A 24,453-nucleotide genomic window follows, 5' to 3' on the forward strand; every position below is an offset into this window, starting at 1 on the left:
CGGAATTTAAAAGTAAGTTAAGCTTACTGTATGTAATTCCGTTTTCTGCAAAAATAATATATCTTTGAGCTTTGCTTGTCAAATCTTACGTTTTTTTCTGTTAACTAAACGAAATTCGGAGTTATTATTTTGAAACGCACATCCTTTAAATATTTGTTTTCGGTGTTTATTGTCATTCTATTGGCTATAATGCCGGGCAAAGCAGACGAAGTTGCGCTACCTGCTGTGAGCGATTCCCTGCAAATAAGTGTTCTTACTTGCCATCCTTGGCAGGGAGAGGTATATGCCGTTTTTGGGCATACAGCCATCCGGGTAAAAGATCTGAAATATGGGTATGATATTGCGTTCAATTACGGAGTGTTTGATTTTTCGTCACCAAACTTTATGAGCAGGTTTGTGAAAGGCGAAACAGACTACGTATTGTCGGCTTACGGTTACCACTTTTTTCTGTACGAATATCAGGTGCGTGGGGTTACGGTCGAAGAGCAAGTTCTGAATCTGACAGATGCCGAAAAAAAGAAATTGTACGAAGCCTTGTGTGTGAATGCTCAACCGGAAAACAGAACATACCGTTACAGTTTTTTCTTCGATAATTGTGCCACACGGGTAAGGGACATCATAGAGAAAAATGTTGACGGAAAGATAGAATATAAACCTACGGGGAAAAACCAAACCTTGCGCGATCTGCTTCACGAGTTTCTTAAATCCTCGCCATGGCTCCGTTTTGGTATAGATTTGGTGATAGGTAGCGGTGCCGACCGCGAAATAACTGATAACGAAAAAATGTTCTTGCCCTGCTATTTAATGTACGCGTACAGCGATGCTAAAATATTGTCGGATACTGTCGCGGAAAAACCGTTGGTAGCCGAAAGCCGGAATGCGCTCGAAGGTTCTCGCTTTGAAGATCTTACAACCGCTACCGATTATCCGCTTATTTGTGGTTGTTTGTTGTTTATTATAACAGGACTGATAGCTTATTTTTCGGTGATGAAAAAAAAGCAGATACCGTTGAAGGTGTTTTCTTTTATCCTTTTCGCTGCTGCGGGAGCGGCAGGATGTGTAATCTTCTTTCTGATGTTTTTTTCGGAACATCCATGTGTAGATGCAAATTGGAATTTGGTATGGCTGAATCCGCTGCAACTTATTTTTGCATTTTTCTTCTTTTTTAAATTCAGTTCGAAAGCGGTTTATTATTATCATTTTATTAACTTTGTCGCTTTGAGTTTGTTTCTTTTGGCGTGGTTTTTGATACCACAATATCTCGAAATAGCCTTCCTGCCTTGCATATTGTCTTTGTGGCTGTGCTCGGGGGCGAATATATGGCTCAATAATAAGTATTTGCATCGGAATAAATGATAAGAATATTAACATCTCTGGTAGCTGTCCTTACCGTAGCTTCTGTCAATGGACAGACTTCGGCAGGGAAAGAGCCTCCTAAGCTGGTTATAGGTATAACCATAGATCAGTTGCGGGGCGATTATCTGGAGCTGTTTCAGCATACTTTCACAGAAAAAGGATTCAAACGCCTGCTAAACGAAGGGTTGGTGTATCAGAACATGGAGTTCGACTTCCCAAACCTGACATCTGCGGCGGCAATAGCAACTATTTATACGGGGGCAAATCCTTTTTACAACGGGATTTTTGCCAGTAAAAAATACTTGTCGGACAAGAGCCGGGAAGTTTCTATTTACGATGACAACAACTTTCTGGGAAACTATACAACCGAGCGCCTGTCGCCAAAAGCCTTGCGCGTATCTACCATAACAGACGAACTTAAAATTGCATCCGGAGGTTTTTCGGATGTTTATTCGTTTGCCCCAAACCAAGCAGAGGCTATAACGATGGCAGGCCATGCCGGCAATTGTGCTTTCTGGATAGAAAATACTTCGGGAAAATGGGCAACAACTACTTACTATAAGGACTTCCATTGGACGGTTGAACAGGAAAACCGTAGCGGGCAATATTCAACACGTTCGCCCGAATTATTGTGGAAACCTTTGCTTCCGATAAACAATTATAAGGCCTTTCCTTACACAAAAACAAATGCTCCTTTTCAGCATGCTTTTTATGGATTGGATGCCTTCAAGCTATTGAAAACATCGCCTTGTGTAAATGAAAATATAAGAATAACAGCCTTGAAACTGGCTGCCAAAGCCGATATGGGCAAACGCTCTAACCCTGACTTTTTGGCATTGACGTTTTATGCAGGTAATTATCTGGGAGCGGACGATAAGAACTATTCGTACGAACTTCAGGATACTTATGCCCGTTTAGACAGGGATATTGCCACATTGTTGGACGAAGTGGACAAAACGGTAGGGTTGAAGAATGCTTTGGTTTTTCTGACATCAACCGGCTATTACGAGGCGGAAGATCAATACGGAGAAAAAGTAAATATGCCCGATGGTGTTTTTTACTCTAACCGTTGTGTGGCTTTACTCAACATGTATCTGATGGCTGTTTACGGCCAGGAACAATGGGTTGAGTATTTCTACGAAAATCAGATATATCTGAATCGGAAGTTGATAGAGCAAAAAGGGCTCGATTTGGCTACGGTGCAGGAAAAAGCAGCTGAATTTGTGCTTGAGTTCACCGGAGTGCAGGATGTTGCAACAGCAAAACAATTGCTGAACGGCAAAGCGAATGCCAATATGCTGAAATATGCGAATTCTTTTAACCGAGAATATTCGGGCGACATATTTCTGGAAATGCAGCCGGGATTCAGAGTATCGGACGAAAGCGATAATTCAAAAACAGATAAACGGACACGCGAAACGGCTGTTGTAAGCCCTGTCGTTTTTTTCGGGTATAACGTAAAGCCTGAAAAGATAAACAGAACAATCAGAGCCGAAGAAATAGCGCCTACCGTAAGCCATATTTTGCGCATAAGGGCTCCAAATGCGGCAAAGGCAAGGGTGTTGCCCGAGCTTTATTGATTTTGAGTTAAGGAGACAAAAATATTCAGATAGAAAAATAAAAAAAAGAAATATATAATGGCATTATCAGATTTACTGACCAAACTATTTGGAAACAAATCGCAACGCGACTTGAAGGAAATAAGTCCCTTTGTCGATAAAATTAAGGCTGCTTATCCGGCCATACAAACACTGTCGAACGACGAACTCCGACAGAAATCAATCGAAATAAGGCAAAAAATACAAAACTATGTATCGGCCGAAAGGAATAAGATTGCAGAACTGAAAGCGAGTGTTGAAGGCTTAGACATTGACCAACGTGAAGACGTTTGGGCGGAAGTCGATAAGTTGGAAAAAGAAATAACCGAAAAATACGAGGTTGTTCTGGTAGAAGTGCTTCCCGAAGTCTTTGCCATCGTGAAAGACACGGCTCGCCGTTTTACTGAAAACGAAGAAACGGTGGTTACAGCAACCGATTTTGACCGCGAACTGGCCGAAACTCACGATTTTGTTGAGATAGACGGCGATAAAGCCACCTACTTTAACCGTTGGGAAGCCGGCGGAAACGAAATAACGTGGGACATGGTTCACTACGATGTTCAGCTTTTTGGAGGGGTTGTTTTGCACAAAGGTAAAATTGCCGAAATGGCTACCGGAGAGGGTAAAACCCTTGTGGGTACGCTCCCCGTATTTTTGAATGCCTTGACAGGCGAAGGAGTGCATGTGGTGACCGTGAACGATTATCTGGCAAAACGTGACTCCGAATGGATGGGCCCCTTGTATATGTTCCACGGCCTATCGGTGGATTGTATCGACAAGCATCAGCCGAACTCCGAAGGACGTCGTAGCGCCTATCGGGCTGACATAACGTTCGGTACGAACAACGAATTCGGTTTCGACTATTTGCGCGACAATATGGCCATAAACCCTAACGATTTGGTGCAGCGCAAGCACAATTATGCTATCGTCGATGAGGTTGACTCCGTTTTGATTGACGATGCACGTACACCGCTCATTATTTCGGGCCCTATACCCAAAGGTGAGGAACAGTTGTTCGACGAATTCCGCCCTAATGTAGAGGTGGTTGTAAAGGCTCAGCGTGAATTTTGCACCAAACTGCTTGCCGAAGCGAAACAGAAAATGGCTTCGGACGATAAGAAGGAGCAGGAGGAAGGAACGCTTCTGTTGTACCGTTCGTTCAAAGGGCTTCCTAAAAACAAACCGCTCATCAAGTTTTTGAGTGAGCCGGGCATTAAGGCAGCGATGCTCAAAACAGAAGAGCATTACATGTCGGAACAGATGCGTAATATGCACATCGTTACCGACGATTTGTATTACGTTATTGACGAAAAAAATAACAGCATAGAACTTACCGACAAAGGTATCGACCTTATGACCGGTAAAACGGACGACCCTCAGTTCTTTGTCTTGCCCGACATTACGGCACAGTTGGCAGAACTTGAAAATGACAATGCAACCGATGCCGAAAAAGCTGAAAAGAAAGATGAGTTGTTACAGAACTATTCAATAAAGTCGGAGCGTGTACATACCGTAAACCAGCTGTTGAAGGCATATTCGTTGTTCGAGAAGGACGACCAATATGTTGTCATGGACAACAAGGTTATGATTGTTGACGAACAAACCGGCCGTATCATGGATGGTCGCCGTTATTCCGATGGTTTGCATCAGGCCATAGAGGCAAAAGAGCATGTGAAGGTAGAAGCTGCCACGCAAACATTTGCCACCATTACGCTTCAAAACTATTTCCGTATGTACCACAAGCTTTCGGGTATGACCGGTACGGCCGAAACTGAAGCTGGCGAGTTGTGGAATATCTATAAACTGGATGTGGTAGTTATTCCTACAAATAGGCCGATTGCCCGTAAAGACCTTAACGACCGTATCTATAAAACGAAACGGGAAAAATATATGGCCGTCATAGACGAAATAAACAGCCTTGTTGAGCAAGGACGCCCCGTTCTTGTAGGTACAACATCGGTCGAGATATCGGAACTCTTGAGCCGTATGCTTTCTCTGCGTAAGATTAATCATAATGTACTGAATGCTAAACTCCACCAAAAGGAGGCCGATATTGTTGCTTCGGCAGGACAGTCGGGCACGGTAACCATTGCCACCAATATGGCGGGACGTGGAACCGACATCAAACTGTCGCCCGAAGTAAAAGCTGCCGGAGGGTTGGCTATTATCGGTACCGAAAGGCACGAATCGCGCCGTGTAGACCGTCAGTTGCGTGGACGTTCGGGACGTCAGGGAGACCCCGGTTCGTCGGTGTTCTATATTTCGCTCGAAGATAATCTGATGCGTCTGTTTGCTTCCGAACGTATTGCCGGATGGATGGACAAGATGGGCTTCAAAGAAGGCGAGATGCTGGAAGCCAATATGCTAAGCAAATCGGTTGAGCGTGCGCAGAAAAAGGTGGAAGAAAACAACTTTGGTATCCGTAAACGCTTGCTTGAGTATGACGACGTTATGAGTTCGCAGCGCGAAGTCGTTTACAAACGCCGCCGCCATGCGCTTATGGGCGAACGTATAGGTATAGATATAATGAATATGCTTTACGATACAACACAGTCTATTGTGGAGCAATATGCCGATGCGGTTGACTACGAAGGTTTGAAGATAGAACTATTCCGCGTAATGGCGCTCGAAACTCCGTTTGACGAGTCTGCTCTTAAAGCAGGCAAGGCCGACAAACTGATAGAGATGATTTATGATGCGGCTATCGAAAACTTTAAGCAAAAAATGGATCGTTTGGCCGAAGTTGCCAATCCTGTAATCAGGCAGGTTTACGAAACACAAGGCGACCGTTTTGAAAATATACTGATTCCTATCACCGACGGAAAACGTGTTTATAATGTTTCTTGCAATCTGAAAGAGGCTTACGAAACAGGCGCAAAGGGAGTAACAAAAGCTTTCGAAAAATCAATTCTGCTGCATACCATAGACGAGCAATGGAAAGAACACTTGCGCGAAATGGACGAGCTTCGCCATTCGGTACAGAATGCCAGTTACGAACAGAAAGATCCGCTGTTGATTTACAAACTGGAGTCTTTCAATTTGTTTAAGGTAATGATAGAAACCATCAATAAGAAGGCAATAGCTATTCTTATGAGGGGGCAGATACCTGTGCGCGAACCGGAAGAGGTGCAGGAAGCTAAGGTAGAAGAAAAGACAGATTACAGTAAATATAAAACTGAAAAAGATTCTGCCGAAAAAGCACAACACCCCGATCAGCCCCGGCAAGAACAAGAACCAGAAAAGCCCCGACAGGCTCCCATCCGTGTTGAAAAAACACTGAGGCCAAACGACCCTTGTTTTTGTGGTAGCGGGAAGAAGTATAAAAACTGTCACGGACAAGGATAAAATACTATCTATATAGTTGTTTTAAAGGTCTGTAACGAGGTTCGTTACAGACCTTTTTATTTGTACTTTCCGATAGCTAAATTTATGTAAATTTACTTTTATAAATAGAAGAAATATTGTACCTTAGCATGGATTTTAACAATATCTAAAATAAAAGAATTTACTACACTTTTTATCTTGAAAAAGAATGACAGATCAAGAGGACAGAATCATTAAAATAAACATCGAGGAAGAAATGAAATCGGCCTACATCGACTATTCGATGTCGGTTATTGTTTCGCGTGCCTTACCAGATGTGCGTGACGGTTTTAAACCCGTGCATCGCCGTATTTTGTACGGAATGAGCGAATTGGGGAACGCTTCGAATAAACCCCATAAAAAATCGGCGAGAATTGTAGGGGAGGTGCTTGGTAAGTACCATCCACACGGAGACTCGTCGGTCTATTTCGCTATGGTTCGTATGGCTCAGGAGTGGAGCATGCGCTACATGCTTGTGGACGGACAAGGAAACATGGGTAGTGTGGACGGAGATAGTCCGGCTGCCATGCGTTATACCGAAGCCCGTTTGAGCCGTTTGGCCGAAGAGATGCTGAAAGATATAGAAAAAGACACGGTCGATTTTCAGCTCAACTTTGACGATACGCTGAAAGAACCCACCGTTTTGCCGACTCGTATCCCCAACCTCCTTATAAACGGGGCATCGGGTATTGCAGTGGGTATGGCAACCAACATGGCTCCTCATAACATGACGGAGGCCATTAATGCCACGATTGCTTATATAGACAATCCGGAGATAGATATTGATGGATTGATGGAGCATATCAAAGCCCCCGATTTTCCGGGAGGTGGATTCATATACGGTTATCAAGGTGTGCGCGATGCTTTCGGAACGGGGCGTGGACGTGTAGTAATGCGTGGGCGTGCCGAAATTGAAATGGAAGGGCATCACGAAAAAATAGTGATAACCGAAATACCTTATCTGGTAAACAAAGCCGAACTTATAAAGAATATAGCCGACCTTGTTGTTGATAAACGCATAGAAGGTATCAGCAATGTCAATGATGAGTCGGACCGTCAGGGAATGCGCATCGTTGTTGATATAAAACGAGATGCCAATGCCAATGTAGTACTGAACAAACTATATAAGCTAACAGCTTTGCAAAGTTCTTTCAGTGTGAATAATATCGCTCTTGTTAAAGGGCGTCCACGTATGCTTACGCTGAAAGACATGATTTCTTTGTTTGTAGAGCATCGCCACGAAGTGGTTATCCGCCGTACTAAATTCGACTTGCAAAAGGCCGAAGAAAGGGCACATATACTTGAAGGCTTAATTATTGCTTCCGATAATATTGATGAAGTAATTGCCATTATCCGCAGTTCTAAGTCTCCGCAAGAAGCCATGGAACGGTTGATGGAGAGGTTCAGTTTGTCGGATCTTCAGTCGCGTGCCATTGTTGAGATGCGCTTGAGGCAGTTAACAGGTTTAGAGCAAGATAAGCTCCGTGCCGAGTATGAAGAAATAGAAAAACTGATAGCTTATTTGAAAGAAATTCTATCGAACGATGACCTTTGCAAGAAAGTAATTAAAGACGAATTGATTGAAGTTCGTGATAAATATGGCGATGCCCGTCGCACAGAAATCGTTTATTCGGATGTTGAAATGAACCCCGAAGATTTTTATGCTGACGACGAAATGATTATAACCATTTCGCATATGGGATATATCAAACGTACGCCATTGACCGAGTTTAGAGCACAAAACAGAGGTGGAGTAGGAGCAAAGGGTTCTGAAACACGGGATTCTGACTTTGTGGAGCATATCTATCCTGCTTCGATGCATAATTATATGCTGTTTTTCACTCAAAAAGGAAAATGTTATTGGCTCCGTGTTTACGATATACCCGAAGGTGCTAAAAATGCCAAAGGAAGAGCAATACAAAATATGTTGAATATTGATGCCGACGATAAGGTTACGGCATTTATAAGGATAAAAGGGCTTAACGATAGCGAATTTGTTAACAGCCACTATCTTGTATTCTGTACCAAGCAAGGGGTGATAAAGAAAACATCGCTTGAGGCTTACTCCCGTCCTCGCCAGAATGGAGTGAATGCAATTACTATCCGCGAAGACGACCGTGTGATAGAAGTGCTGATGACCGACGGCGATTCGGAAATTCTGATGGCTAACCGTAACGGGCGTGCAATACGCTTCCACGAATCGGATGTCCGTGTGATGGGACGTACCGCCACCGGTGTTAGAGGTATGCGCATAGATGAGAATGATCCGGTCGACGAGGTTGTAGGTATGATAGCCATGTCTAAAAATCGTCCGGAGGAAACGATTATGGTTGTTTCGGAACTCGGTTATGGAAAACGTACACTCTTGAATGAGGTTGACGATGAGGGTAACTTTATTCTTGACGAAAACGGAGAAGTTGTACCTGTTTATCGTAAAACGAGCCGTGGCGGAAAAGGTGTTAAAACAATGAATATCACCGATAAAACAGGTAAACTGGTTTCCATATCGAGCGTTACTGACGACGACGATTTGATGATTATCAACAAATCGGGTATAACAATCAGGGTGAAGGTGTCGGATATACGTGTGCAAGGGCGTGCCACACAAGGCGTGAGGCTGATAAACCTTGGTAAACGGAACGACGAAATAGCTTCTATCTGCAAAGTAATGTCTGATAAAGAAGAAGATGCGTTGACAGACGAAGACACTTCAACAACAGAAAAAACAGAAGATTAAAATATATTATTAACTATAACTACTTAAAAACAATGAAAAGAAGAATATTATTTTCAGCAGCGTTGTGCATGCTTGTGAGTTTTTCTTTTGCTCAGAAAAAAGCCGTTAAAGATGCTAAAAGTGCAATGAATTCGAAAAAGTATGAAGAAGCAAATGCTTTGATCAGACCTGCGCTCGAAGATCCTGAAACAGCTAACGACCCTGAAACTTGGAAAATTTATGGTGATATAGGTTACCATCAATTTGAAGAGGAAAATAAAAGAATGGTAATGGGGCAGATGTCTGACGATGCAAAAATGTACAATGGGCTATTGGCAGCCTACAAACCTTACCTGAAAGCCGATGAGCTGGGACAACTACCAGACGAAAAAGGCAATATTAAAAATAAATTCAGAAAAAATATATCAGATAACCTAAGGTATGGTTTCCCTTATTTAAGGAACGGAGGGGCGGTAGCCATCGAGAATAATGAATCAGCCAAAGCATTAGAGTTCTTTATGGCGTATTGGAATATGCCTACTCTCGATCTGTTTAAAGGAAATAAAGATGCAATGAAGTATTTTGCAGAACAAGATACTTCGATACAAGAGGTTAAGTACTTTGCGGCTATCGTTGCCATGAATATGAACGATACCAAGAAAGCTATCGAAATACTTGATAGGATAACAAAAGAGCCTTTCATACCTAATCCCACTTACCAAGAAAGTGATGTTTATGAGTATTTGGCAAGTCAATACATCAAAGAAGGCGATACTGCCAAATTCATAACTGCATTGGAGTCTGGAGCAACAAAATTCCCTCAAAGTAAATATTTTGTTCCCAACCTTATCAATCAGTATATAGACAAAGGTCAGTTAGATAAGGCATTATCTTATCTTGATAAGGCTATTGCTAACGATCCTGCCAATACTTGCGACTTTATGGGTGTTAAAGCATCTATCTATGCCGATAAGAAAGATTATGAAAAAGCAGAAGGATATTATAACGAAGCATTGGCTAAAGACGGCAATTGCGAAAGAGCACTTGAAGGACTGGCTGTGACATATATATTGCAAGCGCAAGACCTGAAAGAAAAGTCGGCTAAATCGGGCAACCGAAGTGGTCAGACAACTTTCGACGAGCAAGCTAACAATCTTTATAAAAAAGCATATCCGCTATTGGAAAAATATAAAGGACTGCTCATTGCCCGGAATACAGACAAAAGCTTGGATTGGGATATAAAACAGGCTTTGGTAAAACTCAGAAATGTGTATTATAACCTAAATATGCCAGAGTTTGACGCTACTGAAGCAGAAATGGCAAAATATAACGATTAATAAATCCCTCGGATTTTTACAAAATAGAAAAAACTGCTCTTTTCAGAAAAAGGAGCAGTTTTTTTATGGGTATATTATAAAGTAAAGATTAAAAGAAAATTAACCGAAGCGCAATGCTGTAAGAAAATCGTCTATACTTTCTTTTACAGCCTCGGGTAAGCTTTTGGTGGGCGATACAACTTTTAATTTATGGGTCTTATCACCTTCTGTAAATATTGCTTCCTTGTTATCGAATTCGAGTTTAGCATCTTCAAAAATGTAGTATTCTTTTCCGCTTTTATTTTCTGACAATTTACATTCTAACGGGTTCAGGCAGTCGTTACGTTTTTCATATACAAACCAGAAGTAAAGTTGGTCACCCTCTTTCTCCATTAAGAGGTTTCTTTTTATTTCTAAAACTGACACCGATTCGTTTTCGAAATGATGGCGTACGGTATGTTTTGCTCTCATAGTGTTTATAAATTCTATTTTTCCGATAAGCGAAGATACATCATCTGTATAAACCAGCCAAATTAAATAAGAACATACACGGTTTATCTTTGGGCAAATAAATTTATGCCTGAAAAATAAGGATTGACATAAATTAACGTACACGGTTGTTATGTTTGTTTATTTCTAATCCTGAAAAAGACCAATTACTTTTATTGGATAAGTAACGATATCTGTTTTTCATCAAACTGTTAGATAGATGTATTTAAAGTATTTCTTTAAATATGTGGCTGTTTTTATGTTTATAAAAAATCGAAAATGTCTATAACTTAATAGATATCAATTGTTTTATTTGACCATTATTTCTTATTTTTGGATTCGAAAAATTGAAAATCGAAACAAAAGCTATAAATAAATGCTTCTGAAAGTATCGCACAAAATATTTCTGCTAACAATCTTATTATCTTTCAGTTCTGTATTAAGTACAGTTCAGGCTCAAAATCAACAAAAAAATCAAACAGGCTTTTTTCATGACCTTACACAGTTGTCTAAGAAATTGGGGGTCGAAATAGCCGAAAATAGCCCTCATTTGGCTCTCTACAAAGAAGCCGCTAAATGGTTGGGGACAAGATATAGACGTGGAGGATCGAGCGCCAAAGGGGTAGACTGTTCAGGTTTTACGGGAATTATCTATAACGTGGTCTTTAATCAGTCTTTATCGCGTCGGAGTGCAGATATTGCAAAAGAAGTTTCGTTTGATGTGAACAAAAAAGATTTAAAAACCGGCGATTTGGTTTTCTTTGCTACTTCGGGAAACAAAAAAGGAATCAATCATGTTGGAGTTTACCTGAAAGATAACTTATTTGTTCACGCATCTTGTAGCAACGGAGTAATTGTGAGCAACCTCGACGAGCCTTATTATAAAAGAACATGGCGAAAAGGTGGACGGATTGAAAAGAAAGATGAAGAGAAATTCAGAAGTCAATTTTTACCCAAACAAGCACTATCGGTTGTTATTCCAACTTTAAATGTATCGTCCGAACTTCCTAATATATCGGATTTAAACCTGTTTAGTAGTAGTAAGAAATAATAATAGCCAAGAGAAAATAGAATAGAGGTATTAATAACAATAACCTTTTTCCACTCTCTTGGATTTTATCTTCCTTTAATTATTTTTGTAACATCAATCAAACTGAAGGCTTCTTTGAAGATTTTCAGAATTTCGCCGTATGCACTCGATGCGGTTTCTTTCTCCTCTTTCTTAGTTGCTTCCACATTCAAGTCGAAAGAACAGTCTGTTGTTCTTTTTTCTTGCGATGTTATGTCATAAACTTTTGCCATAATGATAAGCCTTTAAAGAAGTTATGATTAAAAACTAATTGTGTTTGAATTAAAGAGTCGCCCCTGCCCGAACTAAATAAAATAGTAAAGAAAGCGAAACTCAGTACAAATGTAATTCAATTTCGATTATATAACAAGTACTAAAATAAAATTGTTTAAAATCAGTACGTTAAAAATAGAATGGGGCACTATTTTAAATCCTTTTTCAAGTAAATCATATCAACCAACTGAACTCCCTCTTCAAACATCAGATGGTTGTAATTATCGGTAAAGAAATTCTTAATACGATGAGACAATTCAAACCCGCATTGCCGATAGAACGAGAGAGCTGAAGGTGTTTCGCCCGTGCCAACAAGCATCGTTTTGTACTTATTTTCATAGAACTTCGAGATATGAGATATAAGCTTTTTTCCATATCCTTGCCTATGGAATTGTTGATAAACAGCTATGTTTTTCAATTCGCAAATGTCATTATCTACGTGAACTACAACACAAACGGCTTTCAGGTCTTCATCATATAAAGCAAACATATCGCCTTGCTCCAGATAGTGGTCAATCATGTTTTCCTGTTCATCACCCAAGAGTAATAAATCTAAAAACTGTTTCTTATTTTGTGTAATTTGTTTAACGGTCATTAGGTTCTTGTTATTTATGTGCAATAGTTATTTTTTGAAATTTTCCCTGCACGACATTATTATATCCATACTTTTTAATGCCCAATCCACTAATGCTTGCAGATGAGGGAAAAGGCTCTCGCCTAACTCTGTCAGTTCATATTCAACTCTTGGTGGAACTTCGGCATAAACTTCACGGCGAATAATTCCGTCAGCTTCCATAGAGCGCAGGGTTACGGTCAACATACGTTGCGATACATCACCTATCGACCGTTGTATTTCACTAAACCTTAACTTTCCATTTGTTTTTAAAGTCGTCAGTATGAGTATAGACCATTTGTCGCCCAAACGTGCTATAACATCCCGTACAGGACAGTACCCGGAATTTTCAAAATTTGTTATTATTTTTTCTCCCATAATATGTTCTTACTCAATAATTGTTACATCAATGTAAGTGGCTTACCTTCGTGTGCCTTCTTGTTTTGTTAGAACGATCGCTCTATATTTGTATGCAAAAGTAATGAAGTTACTAATAGGAACAATAGCTAATAATTAAAAAGTTACAAAAATGAATAAAGTAGCAGAGAACAAGAATTTCACAGCTGTAGATTTCGGGAAACTCTCCCTTTTGTCTGAAACAGCAAATGGTAAAGCTTTCCTGAAAGAAATAACCAATGCAACCGGTACGGAGATATCGCTGAGTGTATTGCCGGCTAAAACAGATCTCCCCATCTTTCATGCTCATAAGCAGAACGAAGAAACGTATCTTATTTTAAGTGGTGCGGGCAAATTTCAGGTCGATGACCAGTGTTTTGATATTTCGGAGGGAAGTATAGTGCGTGTTGCTCCTGCCGGAGTTCGGGGTATGACCAATACTTCTGATGAACAGATGATTTATATTGTTATTCAATCGAAAGAAGATTCTCTTGAGCAATATTCGATGGATGATGGAATTCTGCTTGAAGCAACTCCACTTTGGAAATAAACCCCTTATAATCATAACTCGTAGTGCATTTGAGGAGTGTAGGCGGCTCAATGGCAAATGCTATAAAAATCTTATAATAAGCGATTTGACATAAACTCTCTAAATGCACTACGGGTTAATCATGCTTTTTCGTTGGTTATTCTTTGAAAGAAAGGTGTAATTCATATTTTGTTCTCGTACCTTTGCATCACCATAACAACAACTAATTGATGATAGATGTAATGAAGGAACAATTACATTCATATTTACACGAAAACGGATTTAAGGACTTTGATCTGAAAGCTGTCCTTTTTGATATGGATGGCGTGCTTTACGATTCGATGAAACATCATGCCCGTTCGTGGTACGAAACGATGACCGAAGCAGGCTACGAATGCACATCCGAAGAATTTTACCTACACGAAGGGCGAACAGGCGCAAGTACAATAAATTTACTTACGGAACGGTGCTTTAACAGACCTGCTACCAACGATGAAGTAAAAAGCCTGTATGCCCGTAAGTCGGAACTATTCACCCGATATAACAATGGAGATGTTATTCCTTATGCTCCCGAAATGTTGAATAAGGTAAAGGCCGATGGCTTGGAATGCGTATTGGTTACAGGTTCAGGGCAAAAATCCTTACTCGACAGGCTGGAGCAGAATTTCCGGGGAATATTCTCGTACAACAAAATGGTTACCGCGTTCGACGTGAAACACGGAAAACCCTCTCCCGAACCTTACCTTATGGGACTGGAAAAAGCAGGGCATCTGAAACCCAATCAGGCAATAGTTGTAGAAAACGCACCGATGGGAGTTCAGGCTGCTTCTGCTGCGGGAATATTTACTATTGCCCTAACCACAGGGCCTATTGCGCCCGAAGTTTTATCGGAAGCAGGGGCAAACATCGTTTTACCATCAATGCAAGCTTTATTTAATGCTTGGGAAGACTATTTGCCGGAGTTTAAGAAAAGTGTATAAAACAAAATAGCAATGGACTTAAAGGACATTATAAACGAAAGATATTCCGTGAGGGATTATCTGCCCCAAAAGGTGGAGGAGAGCAAAATAAAGTATATTCTTGAATGTGCACAATTAGCTCCTTCGGCCTGTAATCTTCAGCCGTGGTATTTTTATGTAATAGAGAGTGAAGAGTTGAGGAGTAAAGTTTGTGAGGCATATAACCGCGAATGGTTTAAAAAGGCTCCAGTCTATATTGTTGTATGCAAGGATACGGTGCAATCGTGGAAAAGAGCCTCCGATGGAATGGATAGCGGCGATATAGATGCAGCCATAGCTGCCCAACATATTTGTCTGGCTGTACACGATGCGGGTTTGGGCACTTGCTGGGTATGCAATTTTGATTTGCCCTCGCTTACAAAATCCTTGGATATTCCTCAAAACAGGGAAGCTATCGCTATTTTCCCCATAGGATATGTCGATAAAGAAAAGAGCAAAATCCTCGAACGGAAGCGTAAGCCGATAAATGAAATATCGGAGTGGCGATAAAAGATAGAAGCGGATTGCGGTTTAGCATATCCGCTTATTTTTTACCAGCCAAAGGCATCGGCAGTCATCCATTTGCCTTGAGCTTTCAGTACTTGTTCTATAACATCGCGCCCAACGCCTTGCCCACCATTGCGGTGCGAAATATATTTTGCTATTGCTTTAATCTCGGGAGCGGCATCGGCAGGAGCTACGGGCAGGCCAACCATTTGCATGACTTCGTAGTCGGGAATGTCGTCACCTACGTATATAATTTCCTCGTGCTTTAAGCCTGTTTTATCAATAAGGTCTTTGAAGTCGAGCTTTTTTACAGCCGATTTCATGTATATATGTTTTACACCGAGTCTTTCAAAACGTTTTTGAATGGCTGGAGTATTACCTCCTGTAATTATAGCTACCGTATAACCACTCTTTACGGCCAGGTTAATAGCATATCCGTCTTTTATGTTTACGGTACGCATCGGTTCACCGTCGGACGAAAGGGTTATGGTACTCGACGACAATACACCGTCTATATCGAAAATAAAAGCTTTTATTTGAGTCAGGTCGTGGTTTATAGTACTCATGGCGTTATCCGTTTTTTCAATCTTTTTTGTTCTTCTTGAAAATATCTTCGCTCAATAGGCGGTATATTTCACGATGATTTTTATCGTCCAACAAAGATAAGTGTTTATCTATAATATTCCTATCCATCCTTATAGCCGGGCCTGTTTGAGCTTCTTGTGGGGATAGGGTTTTTACTTTATTTGCCGTTTCTTCTATCAGTGGCAGTATTATGTCGAAAGGGATATCCTCTTTGTTAAGGATGTTTTCCGATATATGATACAGGTGATTAACAAAATTGCAGGCAAAAACTCCGGTAAGGTGCATGTATTTTCGTTTATCGGACGACAGGGGGCGTATGGAGCCGGATACCTTTGCAAGTAAATCGTTTATCTTTTCCATACTCAATTCATTGTTGGCTTCTGTCAGAAAAGGAATGTTGCGGAAACCAACGTTACGCTTTTTGCTGAAAGTCTGGAATGGGTAAATAACTCCAAAATTTGCGCAATACCCCTCAAAAACGTTCATCGGTAGGCTGCCTGCCGTATGTAGCCACAGGCCATTGTTGAAAGGCATCTGTTCAATCAGATTTACAACAACGGAATCTGTTACCGAAAAAATATAGATATCGGCATCGCTTGTTATTTGCTTTATATCTGTCGTAAAACTGGTGTTTGTTTTTTCAGCTAAGGCTTGGGCCGATTCCTTTGTCCGGCTATATATCTGAACTATCTGGTGCGAGGCTGCAGTCAGAGCCGAAGCAAGTTGTGTGGCCAGATTACCGGCTCCGATAAGAACAATTTTCATATATATATCCTTTTTTTACTTTTTAGTACTCAAAACCATAATTAACCCGGCAATAATGAGCAGCAAGGGTGCAAACAGATAAGAGTACGGTTTTGGCCATCCGAAAAATAAACTGATATTAATCACTACGCCGATTGCCGTGAGTATTATGCCTATTGTTTTTTCGGTTTTGAAACACAAAAATACAATACCGGCAATCATAAACAAACTGCCTATGCCGGTTAAATGCTGTATGTAAGGAATTTTAGCTAATATGCCTGTCTCGCTCAATAGGAAAACAATACCATACACCATTATGGTTAAACCATAGGCAAGTCTGTTTTCGGTACTCTTTTTTTTGCCGGATGCCATATCCTTAATACCGGAGATTAGAATTTGTCGATATGAATTTTTTCCCACAAGAGGTCTTCGTTTTTGTGGGGTGGTTTGTTTTCGTCCTTGTATCCAAATATGATGATTGACAGAACGTGTAGTTGCATGGGCAAATCGAGGATGTTTTTTATATAATCTTCGGCCAAAAAATCTTCATCGGCATATCTTTCGCGTACTTGTACCCAACAACTACCTAAGCCCAGTTCTTCGGCTTGCAGTTGCATCATGGTAGCAGCGATGGTACAATCTTCTACCCAAACATCGCTGGCTAATGAATCGCCAGTCACAACTACCGCTAAAGCGCAGTCTTTTATTTGCTTGGCTGCCGGACGGCATTCTGACAGTTTGGAAAGGGTTTCTTTGTTCTCGATGGCTATAAAATGCCAAGGCCTTATGTTTCGGGACGAAGGAGACATTAAAGCGGCACGAAGTACCAGTTCTACGTGCTTACTTTCTATTTTTTCTGTGGTAAAACGGCGTATGCTACGACGGTTGGTTATAAGTTCCGAAAACTTATTCATTCTCTTGTCTATTGCTTTTATTATCTGTTCCGTCAGAGTTGGTGATGGTAACCTTTTTTATGAATTCGTCGATGTCTCCAACATTATCTCTGACCCCTTCGGTGCTATCCTTACGGAGCAGTATATTTAGAGTCTGCATTATGAGCTTGATATCCAAAGGTATAGAATAGTTATTTATATACATTAAATCGTATTTCAGCTTATCCCTTACCGAGGTGTTGTATTTACCCTGAACCTGTGCCATACCGGTCAGTCCGGCCTTAACAAACTGTCGGAGTTCGTATTCGGGTATTTCTTTTTTAAATTGTTCAACAAAGAATGGTCTTTCAGGGCGTGGGCCTACTATACTCATATCCCCTTTTAGGATATTGAATATTTGGGGAGTTTCGTCAAGGCGTGTTGCCCGTAGGAAGTTGCCGATTTTTGTGATTCTGCTGTCAGTTTGTTGTGCAAGCACGGGCCCCGACAGAGCCTCTGCGTTTTCGACCATGGTTCTGAATTTTATAATATTAAAAATTCGTCCATGTTTGGTAACCCTTTCTTGCCGGTAAAAAACAGATCCTCCACCAATTTTAAGGCAGATACATATCAGAACAAAAGGTATAGCAAAAATAATCAGTGCAACGAGGCTTAGTATTATATCAATGCTTCGTTTTATGAATAAACTTGAAGCGTTTATCTTCAGTGGCTTAACTTCAAATATAGGATAGTCTTCTATTTGTGTGAATGTACTGTTTAATAAGAAAATATCATTGAAACGGGGCGAAAAAAGTATTGCTTTTTTGTGATGGAGGCAAAACTCGATGATGGTGCGCCGTTCTTCTCTATTGGTATCTTCCGATATAAAAACAATCTCACATTCCTCGATACGCTGTTCCAGATCGCTTATTTGGGGACTGCATATATATTTTATATTAGCAGTCAAACCTTTAGAGCGAAGTAGTTTGTAAACAATATCGTTTGCTTTTTCGTATCCGATTATGATAGATGTTTTGTTTATATTGTGCCTCAGGTGGCGTTTATTCAGATATAAATGCCATGGGGTGAGCAGTACTATCTGTAAAAAAGAACTGAAAAGAAGAATACTACGAGGGTATGCGAAAACACGCGCCATAAAGCTTAAAGCCATGGTTATGAAGAACAGGCATACAATGGTCAGTGTTACCGAATATGTGACGCCAAATATGGTAAAATCTTTCGATGTATTCAGTTCGAAAATATGGCTCAGTAATATATATGCTATACCTATGTAGGGCGATATAGTGATGAATGCATAGTAATTGTCTTGAAAATCTTCCAAACTATTTTTAAATAAAAAATACGAGATAAGAATGGACGCATAGACAATAAATAGGTCTACAATCCAATGATAGACACTATAAGACTTTTTTGAAAAGAGTTTTGCCATTCAATAAAAAATTATTTTATGTAAGTTTGTGTTCTTGTGAAATGTTTTTTGTGTATTAACCACGACTACACTACAAAAGTAATGTTTTTTAATATAAAAAAAGCATTCTCGATAAATCTTTCTGAAAAAATAAATAGCAGATATTACAAGCTTGGGCAGAGTATGGTTTGTATGCAATTGAGTTTGAATTAAAATAATTAAAAAGAAAAGATTATCTTTGCGTTCATTTAAAATGATTTGAATGAAAATATTTCAGGTTATAACAGTTTCTGAATACGGTGGAGCTCAGTCTGTTGTGGCGAGTTTGTTGCACGAACTGAATAAAGACAAAACTAACCAATTGTACGTTTTATATGGGGGTGAAGGTGAAGCTTGGCAACATCTGGATTCCCGGATAAAACGCATAAGGCTTTCTGCACACCGAAAAGATGCTTCGATAAAAGATTTAGCACTCCTTTTCCGGTTGATATACCTTCGGTTTAAGTACAAACCCGATGTCGTTCACTTACATTCATCAAAAATGGGATTACTGGGGCGTATTGCTTTCAGTAAAGAGAGCGTGGTGTACACAGTGCATGGTTTTGATTCTATACGAAAAGCTTTCAGAAAATACCTTTTTCTCGAAAAACTTCTTCAGAAAAGAGCTGCCCGCATTGTGGGCGTGAGCCATTATGATGTAAAATGTATGGCCGAAGAAGGCATAGAAGGCAATGTAGAGATGGTTTATAATGGATTGCAGGACCATACATTAGAGAAAAATGATACAGATTTAGAGTTTGAAGCTACTTTGCGGGAACTGAAAACGAAATACCCCAAGATGATGATGTGCATATCGCGCATATCGAAGCAAAAAAAATTCGAGTTGTTTCTGGATATAGCAGAGTTGATGTCTGAATATGCTTTTGTTTGGATAGGAAATAAACAGCCGATAGAAGGGCTTCCTGAGAATGTATATTGTTTAGGGGAATGTCATTTCGCACATCGATGCTTGTCGTATGCCGATTTGTTTGTATTACCGTCAAATTATGAGGGGTTACCAATATCGGTGATCGAAGCTTTATCGTACGGGAAACCTGTTGTTGCATCCGATGTTGGTGGTTTGTCCGAAATGCTGACAGGCGACAATGGCTATGTCGTTCAGAATAATGCCGAAGAGTTTGTTGAAAAAATCAGGCTTATTCTTGAAAACGATGAACTATACACCCAAAAATCGAAAAACGCACGGCAATCGTACCTGAATAATTTTACGATAAGCCGTATGATAGAAGGATATAAGACTGTTTACCAAAAAGTGCTAACAGCCAAAAAAAGATAGGTTTATTATGCAAAGTCCGTTAGTTTCCGTATTGATACCATGCTATAATGTAGAGTTGTATGTCGAAAAATCGATTAACTCTATATTGAACCAAACTTATACCAATCTTGAACTTGTGGTGATTGACGATTGTTCGACTGATGGAACGAATGCGATATTACAATCTTTGGCTCGAAAGGATAGCCGTATAAAACTTTATAAAAATGAGCCGAACCTTAAGCTGATAAAAACACTGAATAAAGGGATTGGTTTGTGTTCCGGTAAATATATAGCCCGGATGGACGCAGACGATATTTCATTGCCGGAGCGTATAGCTAAAGAGGTTACTTTTTTGGAGGAAAATCCGGACTACGATATCGTGAGTTCTATGTTCTACACATTCAGAAAAGACCGTAGAAAGCATAACCTGTATATTAATCCTTGCAAATACGAAGAATTACAAGCTTTTCTTTTATTCAAATCGGGCATCTGTCATCCGGCGGTGATGATCAGGAAAACCCTTTTTACAGAACAGGGGCTTAAATTCGAAGAGGAATATCTTCATGTTGAGGATTATGGTTTGTGGTCGAAAGCTTTGTATGTAACAAAATTGGCTAATATTCCCGAACCACTGTTGCTTTATCGGGTACACGAATCTCAGATATCAACCCTTAATGCATGGACACAGTTAGAAAACAAGAAAAAAGTATTTAAGATACATTGTGCCCATTTGGGATTGCCCGACACAGACGATTATTTAGATATATATGCTTCTGTTGCAGAGGCAAATCCTAAATATTCATCTTTTACGTTTCTGTCGGAATGCGAATCGTTCATGTTGAATTTGCAGGAGAAAAATATTGAAACTCCATATTGTTCTCAAGATTATCTGCAAGATATGTTATCTTTGCATTGGTTACGGCTTTGTGCAAATTCACGGTTGGGACTGAAAGTCTTGAAAAGGTGTTTTTCTTCACCTTTATATTTAAAACAAAACTATACACGGCAAGACTATTTGATATTGTTTATCAAGTGCTTGTTTAAGTTAGAATATAAGAAGTCAGTTATTTACAGGATTATTTTTAGATAAAGTATAATGAAGAAATTTTTTGGAATAATAGTACTAACGGTATTAATGTTCTATCATATTTATCCGGCGGCAATTGGGATGTTCGGGTTTTCTTTCATTTTTACATCAGGTGGTTTGGGTATAGCTTTATATATTTATAACAGAACACCTTTCCCTGAGATAGCCAAGGTGTTTATGTCTTACTTATTCTTGACATTCTTCTGTTTCTTCACTGCATACATGAACAGCTACTACGACCCCTATTGGATAGATACGACCAAAAGTCAAGTGGCTTGGTTCTTTTCTGCTTATTTGGTTGTTTATTCTTTTAATGCGGTACATAAGGGTGGAAGTATACATAAACTTTTTTATTATTTTATTGCGGCAGTTTGTATTCAAGGAGCTATATCCTTACTTATGTATTGGATTCCGCCGGTGGCATCATTCTTCAACTCCATACAACTTCTTGATATAGAAGCTGAAATTAAACGTGATGATACCGAAGGTGCCCGTTTGCTTGGCTATGGCACAGCATTTTTTGGTGCAGGTATTATATATGGTATAGCTTTGATATTGGTGGTTTATATAATAATGACAAAAACAATGAATCTGCGACAACGTATCTTTTGTGCGGTTGTTTATGCATACATCTTCTTTGTTGGGCTTTTAACTGCGCGTACGGTAATGGTGGGCGCAGGTGGCAGCTTGGTATTGCTCATAATATTGTTTTTATTGAACAGAAATAAGGGGGTTTCTGCGGGACAAGCCTTGTCTTTTATAGGTATATCGGTTGTTTTGGTTGGTATTGGCCAGACGTTAGTATATCTTTATTTCCCTGAGTTTGCAGAATGGGCTTTCGAGGCGTTTCTTAATTATCAAGAAACGGGTAGTTTTTCAACACGTTCGTCCGACAGTTTAGAATATATGTTTATTCTACCTAAAACGATGGCAATATGGCTCTATGGAAACGGTCATATGTTATTCTGGGGTAGTGATGTAGGATACACTCGTTTGCTTATCTACTTTGGGGTACCTGGTACTTTTGCTTTTTTCTTCTATCAGTTTATGATAATGAAGCTGTCTTTTACTCGCAACAAAGCATTAAACCTGACCCTCATTACATTGTTTGCCTACAACATGGCACTCAATGTAAAAGGTTTGTCCGATTTGAACTCAACAACCTATTTAATTCTCCTGTATATCCTTAATTATAAGTACTTTGTTTATTTGCCACAAACTTATCAGCAAGGTAAATATAATAAGTATGGTTATACTTTGCCTCCATTAAATAATAGGGAAAATTGATAATATGGATGGCGAAAAGGCAAAAATAGCGGTCGTAATACGGGTATATGATAGGGTAGAAGACCTAAAATATAACTTGCGGGTTATAGCTGATACTTGGTACGAGAACAGCTATTATATCATTGTTGTAAGTAACGGTAAGAACAGTGGATATCTGATAGATGCTTCTCTCAGTAAATATATAGATAAACTTATTGTTTTAGACGAAAATGAGGGACATCTGAAAGGTAACAGTCAATTACTGAGAGAAGGAGTGAAGCATATCCCTTCGGACTCCGATTTTTGTATTATACTTGAAGCCGATACGTGGATTTATACCGATACGGTAATTACGAAATATGCCCGTAAATTAGCCCATTCGGGTGTGGTATGGGCAAGTGCCGGTTGGTACGATAAGTATTATTCGCTGGCAGTCGATTTTGCCTTGATTAAAGCCTGTTTTGTACGGAATAATCCCTTGTTGTTCGATTTTGTAGATTATCCGGAATGCTATATTGCCGAATATCTGAGAGACAAGAATGAATCTTTTTTGTTGCTGAATGAAAACATGCCAACGCACATCCCCAGCTATCTACCTCGTTATCCGTATATTGACGACCGTAAAAATAAACGGTTTTATGTATTCCCGAAATCAAGAATGGTTACGCATCACATTGAGTTTTTGGATAGGGGAATGACGCGGAAAAAAGAATATTTTAATATTGTTTCGGGTATTGATTACTTCAAAGAAACGCCTGTGGCTAATAAACCGTGGCGATTGTTTAAAATAAAGTTCTGGATAGCTTTGAGCCAATGTTTTTTGAAACGTAGTTGGTATAGCCATAAACTATATAGAAAAACCGAATAAAGTATTTTGATTGTATGTTTGTAATTAACGGACGTTTCCTGACACAAAGGCCTACTGGTGTTCATTTCTATGCAATGAATATCTGCAACAGTTTGTACGATTTGGGTGCTGACTTTGTTGTGGTAACACCTACCGAAATAAATCCCGATTATGATATCCGTTTCAAGACTGTTAGTTGTGGAAAACTGAATACTCATTTGTGGGAACAGTTGAGCCTGCCTCGATATTTGAAAAGCATTGGTAGCCCTCTACTGATAAGCCTTACAGGCTGTGGTCCTCTTAATTACAGTAACCAGATAATGACTATTCACGATGTTTCGCACGAGCGTCATCCCGAATGGTTTTCTAAAAACTATTACAGGTTTTATCACTACATGATGCCCCGCATAGCCCGAAAGGCACATCAAGTGCTTACTGTGAGTGAATTTTCCCGAAATGAAATAGTAGATACCTTAGGGGTAGATCCGCAAAAAATATCGGTTATATATGGCGATACTCCCCGTCACGATATACCTCCTGTAACAAAAAACAGAACTGAGAGCGAACGGTATATCATAGCAGTATCTTCTATGGATCCCCGTAAAAACTTTGTCCGTTTGGTTGAGGCTTTTAAAGAAATAGACGATAAATCGTTGAAACTGTACATTATAGGCATGCGCTTCAAGGCATTTAATACGCCCGATATGCAGAACCTGATTACCGAAAATGTGGTTCTTCCGGGATATGTAGATGATGACAGGTTGATTGAAATGTATCAAAATGCGGAGTTTTCGGTTTATCCATCTCTTTACGAGGGGTTTGGCATACCACCACTCGAAGCCATGTGTTGTGGTTGCCCTGTCATAGCATCCGATATTCCTGCTATAAAGGAAATAAGTGGGGACGCCGTTCTTTATTTTGACCCTTATGATGTTAGTGATTTAACTGCAAAAATGAACCTGTTGTTGAATGATTCGTCTTTGCAAGATTCATTGAAAGAGAAGGGTAGGGCGCAGGTAGAAAAATATTCGTGGAAGAAATCGGCACAAAAACTATTGACGCTGATTGAACGTTATTCAAGTTAG

General features: G+C 39.8%; 23 protein-coding genes. 14 read left to right on the forward strand and 9 right to left on the reverse strand.

The window, feature by feature from the left end; translation table 11 throughout:
- Nucleotides 1-129 precede the first annotated feature (129 nt).
- The 5 genes from M2132_RS01055 (at nt 130) to M2132_RS01075 (ending at nt 10,370) form a co-directional block, all read left to right on the forward strand.
- Entirely contained in the window at nt 130-1,356 is a 1,227-nt protein-coding gene (locus M2132_RS01055) for a DUF4105 domain-containing protein (protein WP_280698176.1), read from the forward strand.
- On the forward strand, nt 1,353-2,936 hold the full coding sequence (locus M2132_RS01060; protein WP_280670435.1) for an alkaline phosphatase family protein: 1,584 nt from the start codon (nt 1,353-1,355) through the stop codon (nt 2,934-2,936). Before M2132_RS01055 ends, M2132_RS01060 begins: the two co-directional genes overlap by 4 nt.
- A 57-nt stretch (nt 2,937-2,993) precedes the next feature.
- Nucleotides 2,994-6,299: a preprotein translocase subunit SecA gene (gene secA, locus M2132_RS01065; protein WP_280670437.1), complete on the forward strand. Its 3,306-nt coding sequence runs from the start codon at nt 2,994-2,996 to the stop codon at nt 6,297-6,299.
- Nucleotides 6,300-6,486: 187 nt separating this feature from the next.
- Nucleotides 6,487-9,054: a DNA gyrase subunit A gene (gene gyrA / locus M2132_RS01070; protein WP_280670439.1), complete on the forward strand. Its 2,568-nt coding sequence runs from the start codon at nt 6,487-6,489 to the stop codon at nt 9,052-9,054.
- Between the two features lie 32 nt (nt 9,055-9,086).
- A complete protein-coding gene (locus M2132_RS01075) occupies nt 9,087-10,370 on the forward strand; it encodes a lipopolysaccharide assembly protein LapB (RefSeq protein WP_280670441.1) in 1,284 nt (427 codons plus the stop codon).
- A 99-nt stretch (nt 10,371-10,469) separates the two neighbouring features.
- Here the strand turns inward: M2132_RS01075 and M2132_RS01080 are convergent, their stop codons facing one another.
- Nucleotides 10,470-10,820: a hypothetical protein gene (locus M2132_RS01080; protein ID WP_280670443.1), complete on the reverse strand. Its 351-nt coding sequence runs from the start codon at nt 10,818-10,820 to the stop codon at nt 10,470-10,472.
- 394 nt (nt 10,821-11,214) lie between these two features.
- Here M2132_RS01080 and M2132_RS01085 point away from each other — a divergent pair, with 394 nt between their 5' ends.
- On the forward strand, nt 11,215-11,889 hold the full coding sequence (locus tag M2132_RS01085) for a C40 family peptidase (RefSeq protein ID WP_280670445.1): 675 nt from the start codon (nt 11,215-11,217) through the stop codon (nt 11,887-11,889).
- Nucleotides 11,890-11,954: 65 nt separating this feature from the next.
- On the opposite strand, the gene M2132_RS01090 is transcribed toward M2132_RS01085, so the two are convergent.
- The 3 genes from M2132_RS01090 to M2132_RS01100 form a co-directional block, all read right to left on the reverse strand.
- Nucleotides 11,955-12,140, reverse strand: a complete 186-nt coding sequence (locus M2132_RS01090) for a hypothetical protein (protein WP_280670447.1) — start codon at nt 12,138-12,140, stop codon at nt 11,955-11,957.
- 188 nt (nt 12,141-12,328) lie between these two features.
- On the reverse strand, nt 12,329-12,775 hold the full coding sequence (locus M2132_RS01095) for an N-acetyltransferase (RefSeq protein WP_280670449.1): 447 nt from the start codon (nt 12,773-12,775) through the stop codon (nt 12,329-12,331).
- Between the two features lie 27 nt (nt 12,776-12,802).
- On the reverse strand, nt 12,803-13,171 hold the full coding sequence (locus M2132_RS01100) for a winged helix-turn-helix transcriptional regulator (protein ID WP_407932403.1): 369 nt from the start codon (nt 13,169-13,171) through the stop codon (nt 12,803-12,805).
- 151 nt (nt 13,172-13,322) lie between these two features.
- On the opposite strand from M2132_RS01100, the gene M2132_RS01105 reads away from it, so the two are divergent.
- The 3 genes from M2132_RS01105 (at nt 13,323) to M2132_RS01115 (ending at nt 15,226) form a co-directional block, all read left to right on the forward strand.
- Nucleotides 13,323-13,739: a cupin domain-containing protein gene (locus M2132_RS01105; protein WP_280670451.1), complete on the forward strand. Its 417-nt coding sequence runs from the start codon at nt 13,323-13,325 to the stop codon at nt 13,737-13,739.
- 209 nt (nt 13,740-13,948) lie between these two features.
- Entirely contained in the window at nt 13,949-14,698 is a 750-nt protein-coding gene (locus tag M2132_RS01110) for an HAD family phosphatase (RefSeq protein ID WP_280670453.1), read from the forward strand.
- A 12-nt stretch (nt 14,699-14,710) separates the two neighbouring features.
- Nucleotides 14,711-15,226, forward strand: coding sequence for a nitroreductase family protein (locus M2132_RS01115; protein ID WP_280670455.1), 516 nt, complete (start codon nt 14,711-14,713; stop codon nt 15,224-15,226).
- Nucleotides 15,227-15,267: 41 nt separating this feature from the next.
- On the opposite strand, the gene M2132_RS01120 is transcribed toward M2132_RS01115, so the two are convergent.
- From M2132_RS01120 to M2132_RS01140, 5 genes are read right to left on the reverse strand one after another with little or no spacing between them, the layout of a single operon-like run.
- Nucleotides 15,268-15,789 (reverse strand): HAD family hydrolase, encoded by a 522-nt coding sequence (locus M2132_RS01120; RefSeq protein ID WP_280670457.1) that lies wholly within the window; start codon nt 15,787-15,789, stop codon nt 15,268-15,270.
- 16 nt (nt 15,790-15,805) lie between these two features.
- Complete coding sequence (locus M2132_RS01125; protein WP_280670459.1) at nt 15,806-16,573, reverse strand: Rossmann-like and DUF2520 domain-containing protein; 768 nt, start codon at nt 16,571-16,573, stop codon at nt 15,806-15,808.
- Nucleotides 16,574-16,588: 15 nt separating this feature from the next.
- Nucleotides 16,589-16,924: a LiaF transmembrane domain-containing protein gene (locus M2132_RS01130; RefSeq protein ID WP_280670461.1), complete on the reverse strand. Its 336-nt coding sequence runs from the start codon at nt 16,922-16,924 to the stop codon at nt 16,589-16,591.
- A gap of 17 nt (nt 16,925-16,941) precedes the next feature.
- Nucleotides 16,942-17,466 (reverse strand): nitroreductase family protein, encoded by a 525-nt coding sequence (locus M2132_RS01135; protein ID WP_280670464.1) that lies wholly within the window; start codon nt 17,464-17,466, stop codon nt 16,942-16,944.
- Complete coding sequence (locus M2132_RS01140) at nt 17,459-18,874, reverse strand: sugar transferase (RefSeq protein WP_280670466.1); 1,416 nt, start codon at nt 18,872-18,874, stop codon at nt 17,459-17,461. Before M2132_RS01140 ends, M2132_RS01135 begins: the two co-directional genes overlap by 8 nt.
- 241 nt (nt 18,875-19,115) lie before the next feature.
- On the opposite strand from M2132_RS01140, the gene M2132_RS01145 reads away from it, so the two are divergent.
- From M2132_RS01145 to M2132_RS01165, 5 genes are read left to right on the forward strand one after another with little or no spacing between them, the layout of a single operon-like run.
- A complete protein-coding gene (locus M2132_RS01145) occupies nt 19,116-20,189 on the forward strand; it encodes a glycosyltransferase (protein WP_280670468.1) in 1,074 nt (357 codons plus the stop codon).
- A gap of 7 nt (nt 20,190-20,196) precedes the next feature.
- Nucleotides 20,197-21,258 (forward strand): glycosyltransferase family 2 protein, encoded by a 1,062-nt coding sequence (locus M2132_RS01150; protein ID WP_280670470.1) that lies wholly within the window; start codon nt 20,197-20,199, stop codon nt 21,256-21,258.
- Nucleotides 21,259-21,264: 6 nt separating this feature from the next.
- Entirely contained in the window at nt 21,265-22,542 is a 1,278-nt protein-coding gene (locus M2132_RS01155) for a hypothetical protein (protein WP_280670472.1), read from the forward strand.
- Between the two features lie 4 nt (nt 22,543-22,546).
- Nucleotides 22,547-23,389, forward strand: a complete 843-nt coding sequence (locus M2132_RS01160) for a glycosyltransferase family 2 protein (RefSeq protein WP_280670474.1) — start codon at nt 22,547-22,549, stop codon at nt 23,387-23,389.
- Between the two features lie 14 nt (nt 23,390-23,403).
- Nucleotides 23,404-24,453: a glycosyltransferase family 1 protein gene (locus M2132_RS01165; protein WP_280670476.1), complete on the forward strand. Its 1,050-nt coding sequence runs from the start codon at nt 23,404-23,406 to the stop codon at nt 24,451-24,453.

Origin of the sequence: Dysgonomonas sp. PH5-45 (genome assembly GCF_029893235.1) — a bacterium.
Taxonomy (GTDB): domain Bacteria; phylum Bacteroidota; class Bacteroidia; order Bacteroidales; family Dysgonomonadaceae; genus UBA1309.

Bases quoted from the DNA above. Each gene is read 5' to 3' on its own strand.
- M2132_RS01160 (WP_280670474.1), top strand. From the start codon at position 22,547: ATGGATGGCGAAAAGGCAAAAATAGCGGTCGTAATACGGGTATATGAT.
- M2132_RS01150 (WP_280670470.1), top strand. From the start codon at position 20,197: ATGCAAAGTCCGTTAGTTTCCGTATTGATACCATGCTATAATGTAGAG.
- M2132_RS01105 (WP_280670451.1), top strand. From the start codon at position 13,323: ATGAATAAAGTAGCAGAGAACAAGAATTTCACAGCTGTAGATTTCGGG.
- M2132_RS01125 (WP_280670459.1), bottom strand. From the start codon at position 16,573: ATGAAAATTGTTCTTATCGGAGCCGGTAATCTGGCCACACAACTTGCT.
- M2132_RS01090 (WP_280670447.1), bottom strand. From the start codon at position 12,140: ATGGCAAAAGTTTATGACATAACATCGCAAGAAAAAAGAACAACAGAC.
- M2132_RS01155 (WP_280670472.1), top strand. From the start codon at position 21,265: ATGAAGAAATTTTTTGGAATAATAGTACTAACGGTATTAATGTTCTAT.
- M2132_RS01100 (WP_407932403.1), bottom strand. From the start codon at position 13,171: ATGGGAGAAAAAATAATAACAAATTTTGAAAATTCCGGGTACTGTCCT.
- M2132_RS01120 (WP_280670457.1), bottom strand. From the start codon at position 15,789: ATGAGTACTATAAACCACGACCTGACTCAAATAAAAGCTTTTATTTTC.
- M2132_RS01145 (WP_280670468.1), top strand. From the start codon at position 19,116: ATGAAAATATTTCAGGTTATAACAGTTTCTGAATACGGTGGAGCTCAG.
- M2132_RS01165 (WP_280670476.1), top strand. From the start codon at position 23,404: ATGTTTGTAATTAACGGACGTTTCCTGACACAAAGGCCTACTGGTGTT.
- M2132_RS01135 (WP_280670464.1), bottom strand. From the start codon at position 17,466: ATGAATAAGTTTTCGGAACTTATAACCAACCGTCGTAGCATACGCCGT.
- M2132_RS01115 (WP_280670455.1), top strand. From the start codon at position 14,711: ATGGACTTAAAGGACATTATAAACGAAAGATATTCCGTGAGGGATTAT.
- M2132_RS01110 (WP_280670453.1), top strand. From the start codon at position 13,949: ATGATAGATGTAATGAAGGAACAATTACATTCATATTTACACGAAAAC.
- M2132_RS01095 (WP_280670449.1), bottom strand. From the start codon at position 12,775: ATGACCGTTAAACAAATTACACAAAATAAGAAACAGTTTTTAGATTTA.
- M2132_RS01075 (WP_280670441.1), top strand. From the start codon at position 9,087: ATGAAAAGAAGAATATTATTTTCAGCAGCGTTGTGCATGCTTGTGAGT.
- secA (WP_280670437.1), top strand. From the start codon at position 2,994: ATGGCATTATCAGATTTACTGACCAAACTATTTGGAAACAAATCGCAA.
- gyrA (WP_280670439.1), top strand. From the start codon at position 6,487: ATGACAGATCAAGAGGACAGAATCATTAAAATAAACATCGAGGAAGAA.
- M2132_RS01140 (WP_280670466.1), bottom strand. From the start codon at position 18,874: ATGGCAAAACTCTTTTCAAAAAAGTCTTATAGTGTCTATCATTGGATT.
- M2132_RS01080 (WP_280670443.1), bottom strand. From the start codon at position 10,820: ATGAGAGCAAAACATACCGTACGCCATCATTTCGAAAACGAATCGGTG.
- M2132_RS01085 (WP_280670445.1), top strand. From the start codon at position 11,215: ATGCTTCTGAAAGTATCGCACAAAATATTTCTGCTAACAATCTTATTA.
- M2132_RS01060 (WP_280670435.1), top strand. From the start codon at position 1,353: ATGATAAGAATATTAACATCTCTGGTAGCTGTCCTTACCGTAGCTTCT.
- M2132_RS01130 (WP_280670461.1), bottom strand. From the start codon at position 16,924: ATGGCATCCGGCAAAAAAAAGAGTACCGAAAACAGACTTGCCTATGGT.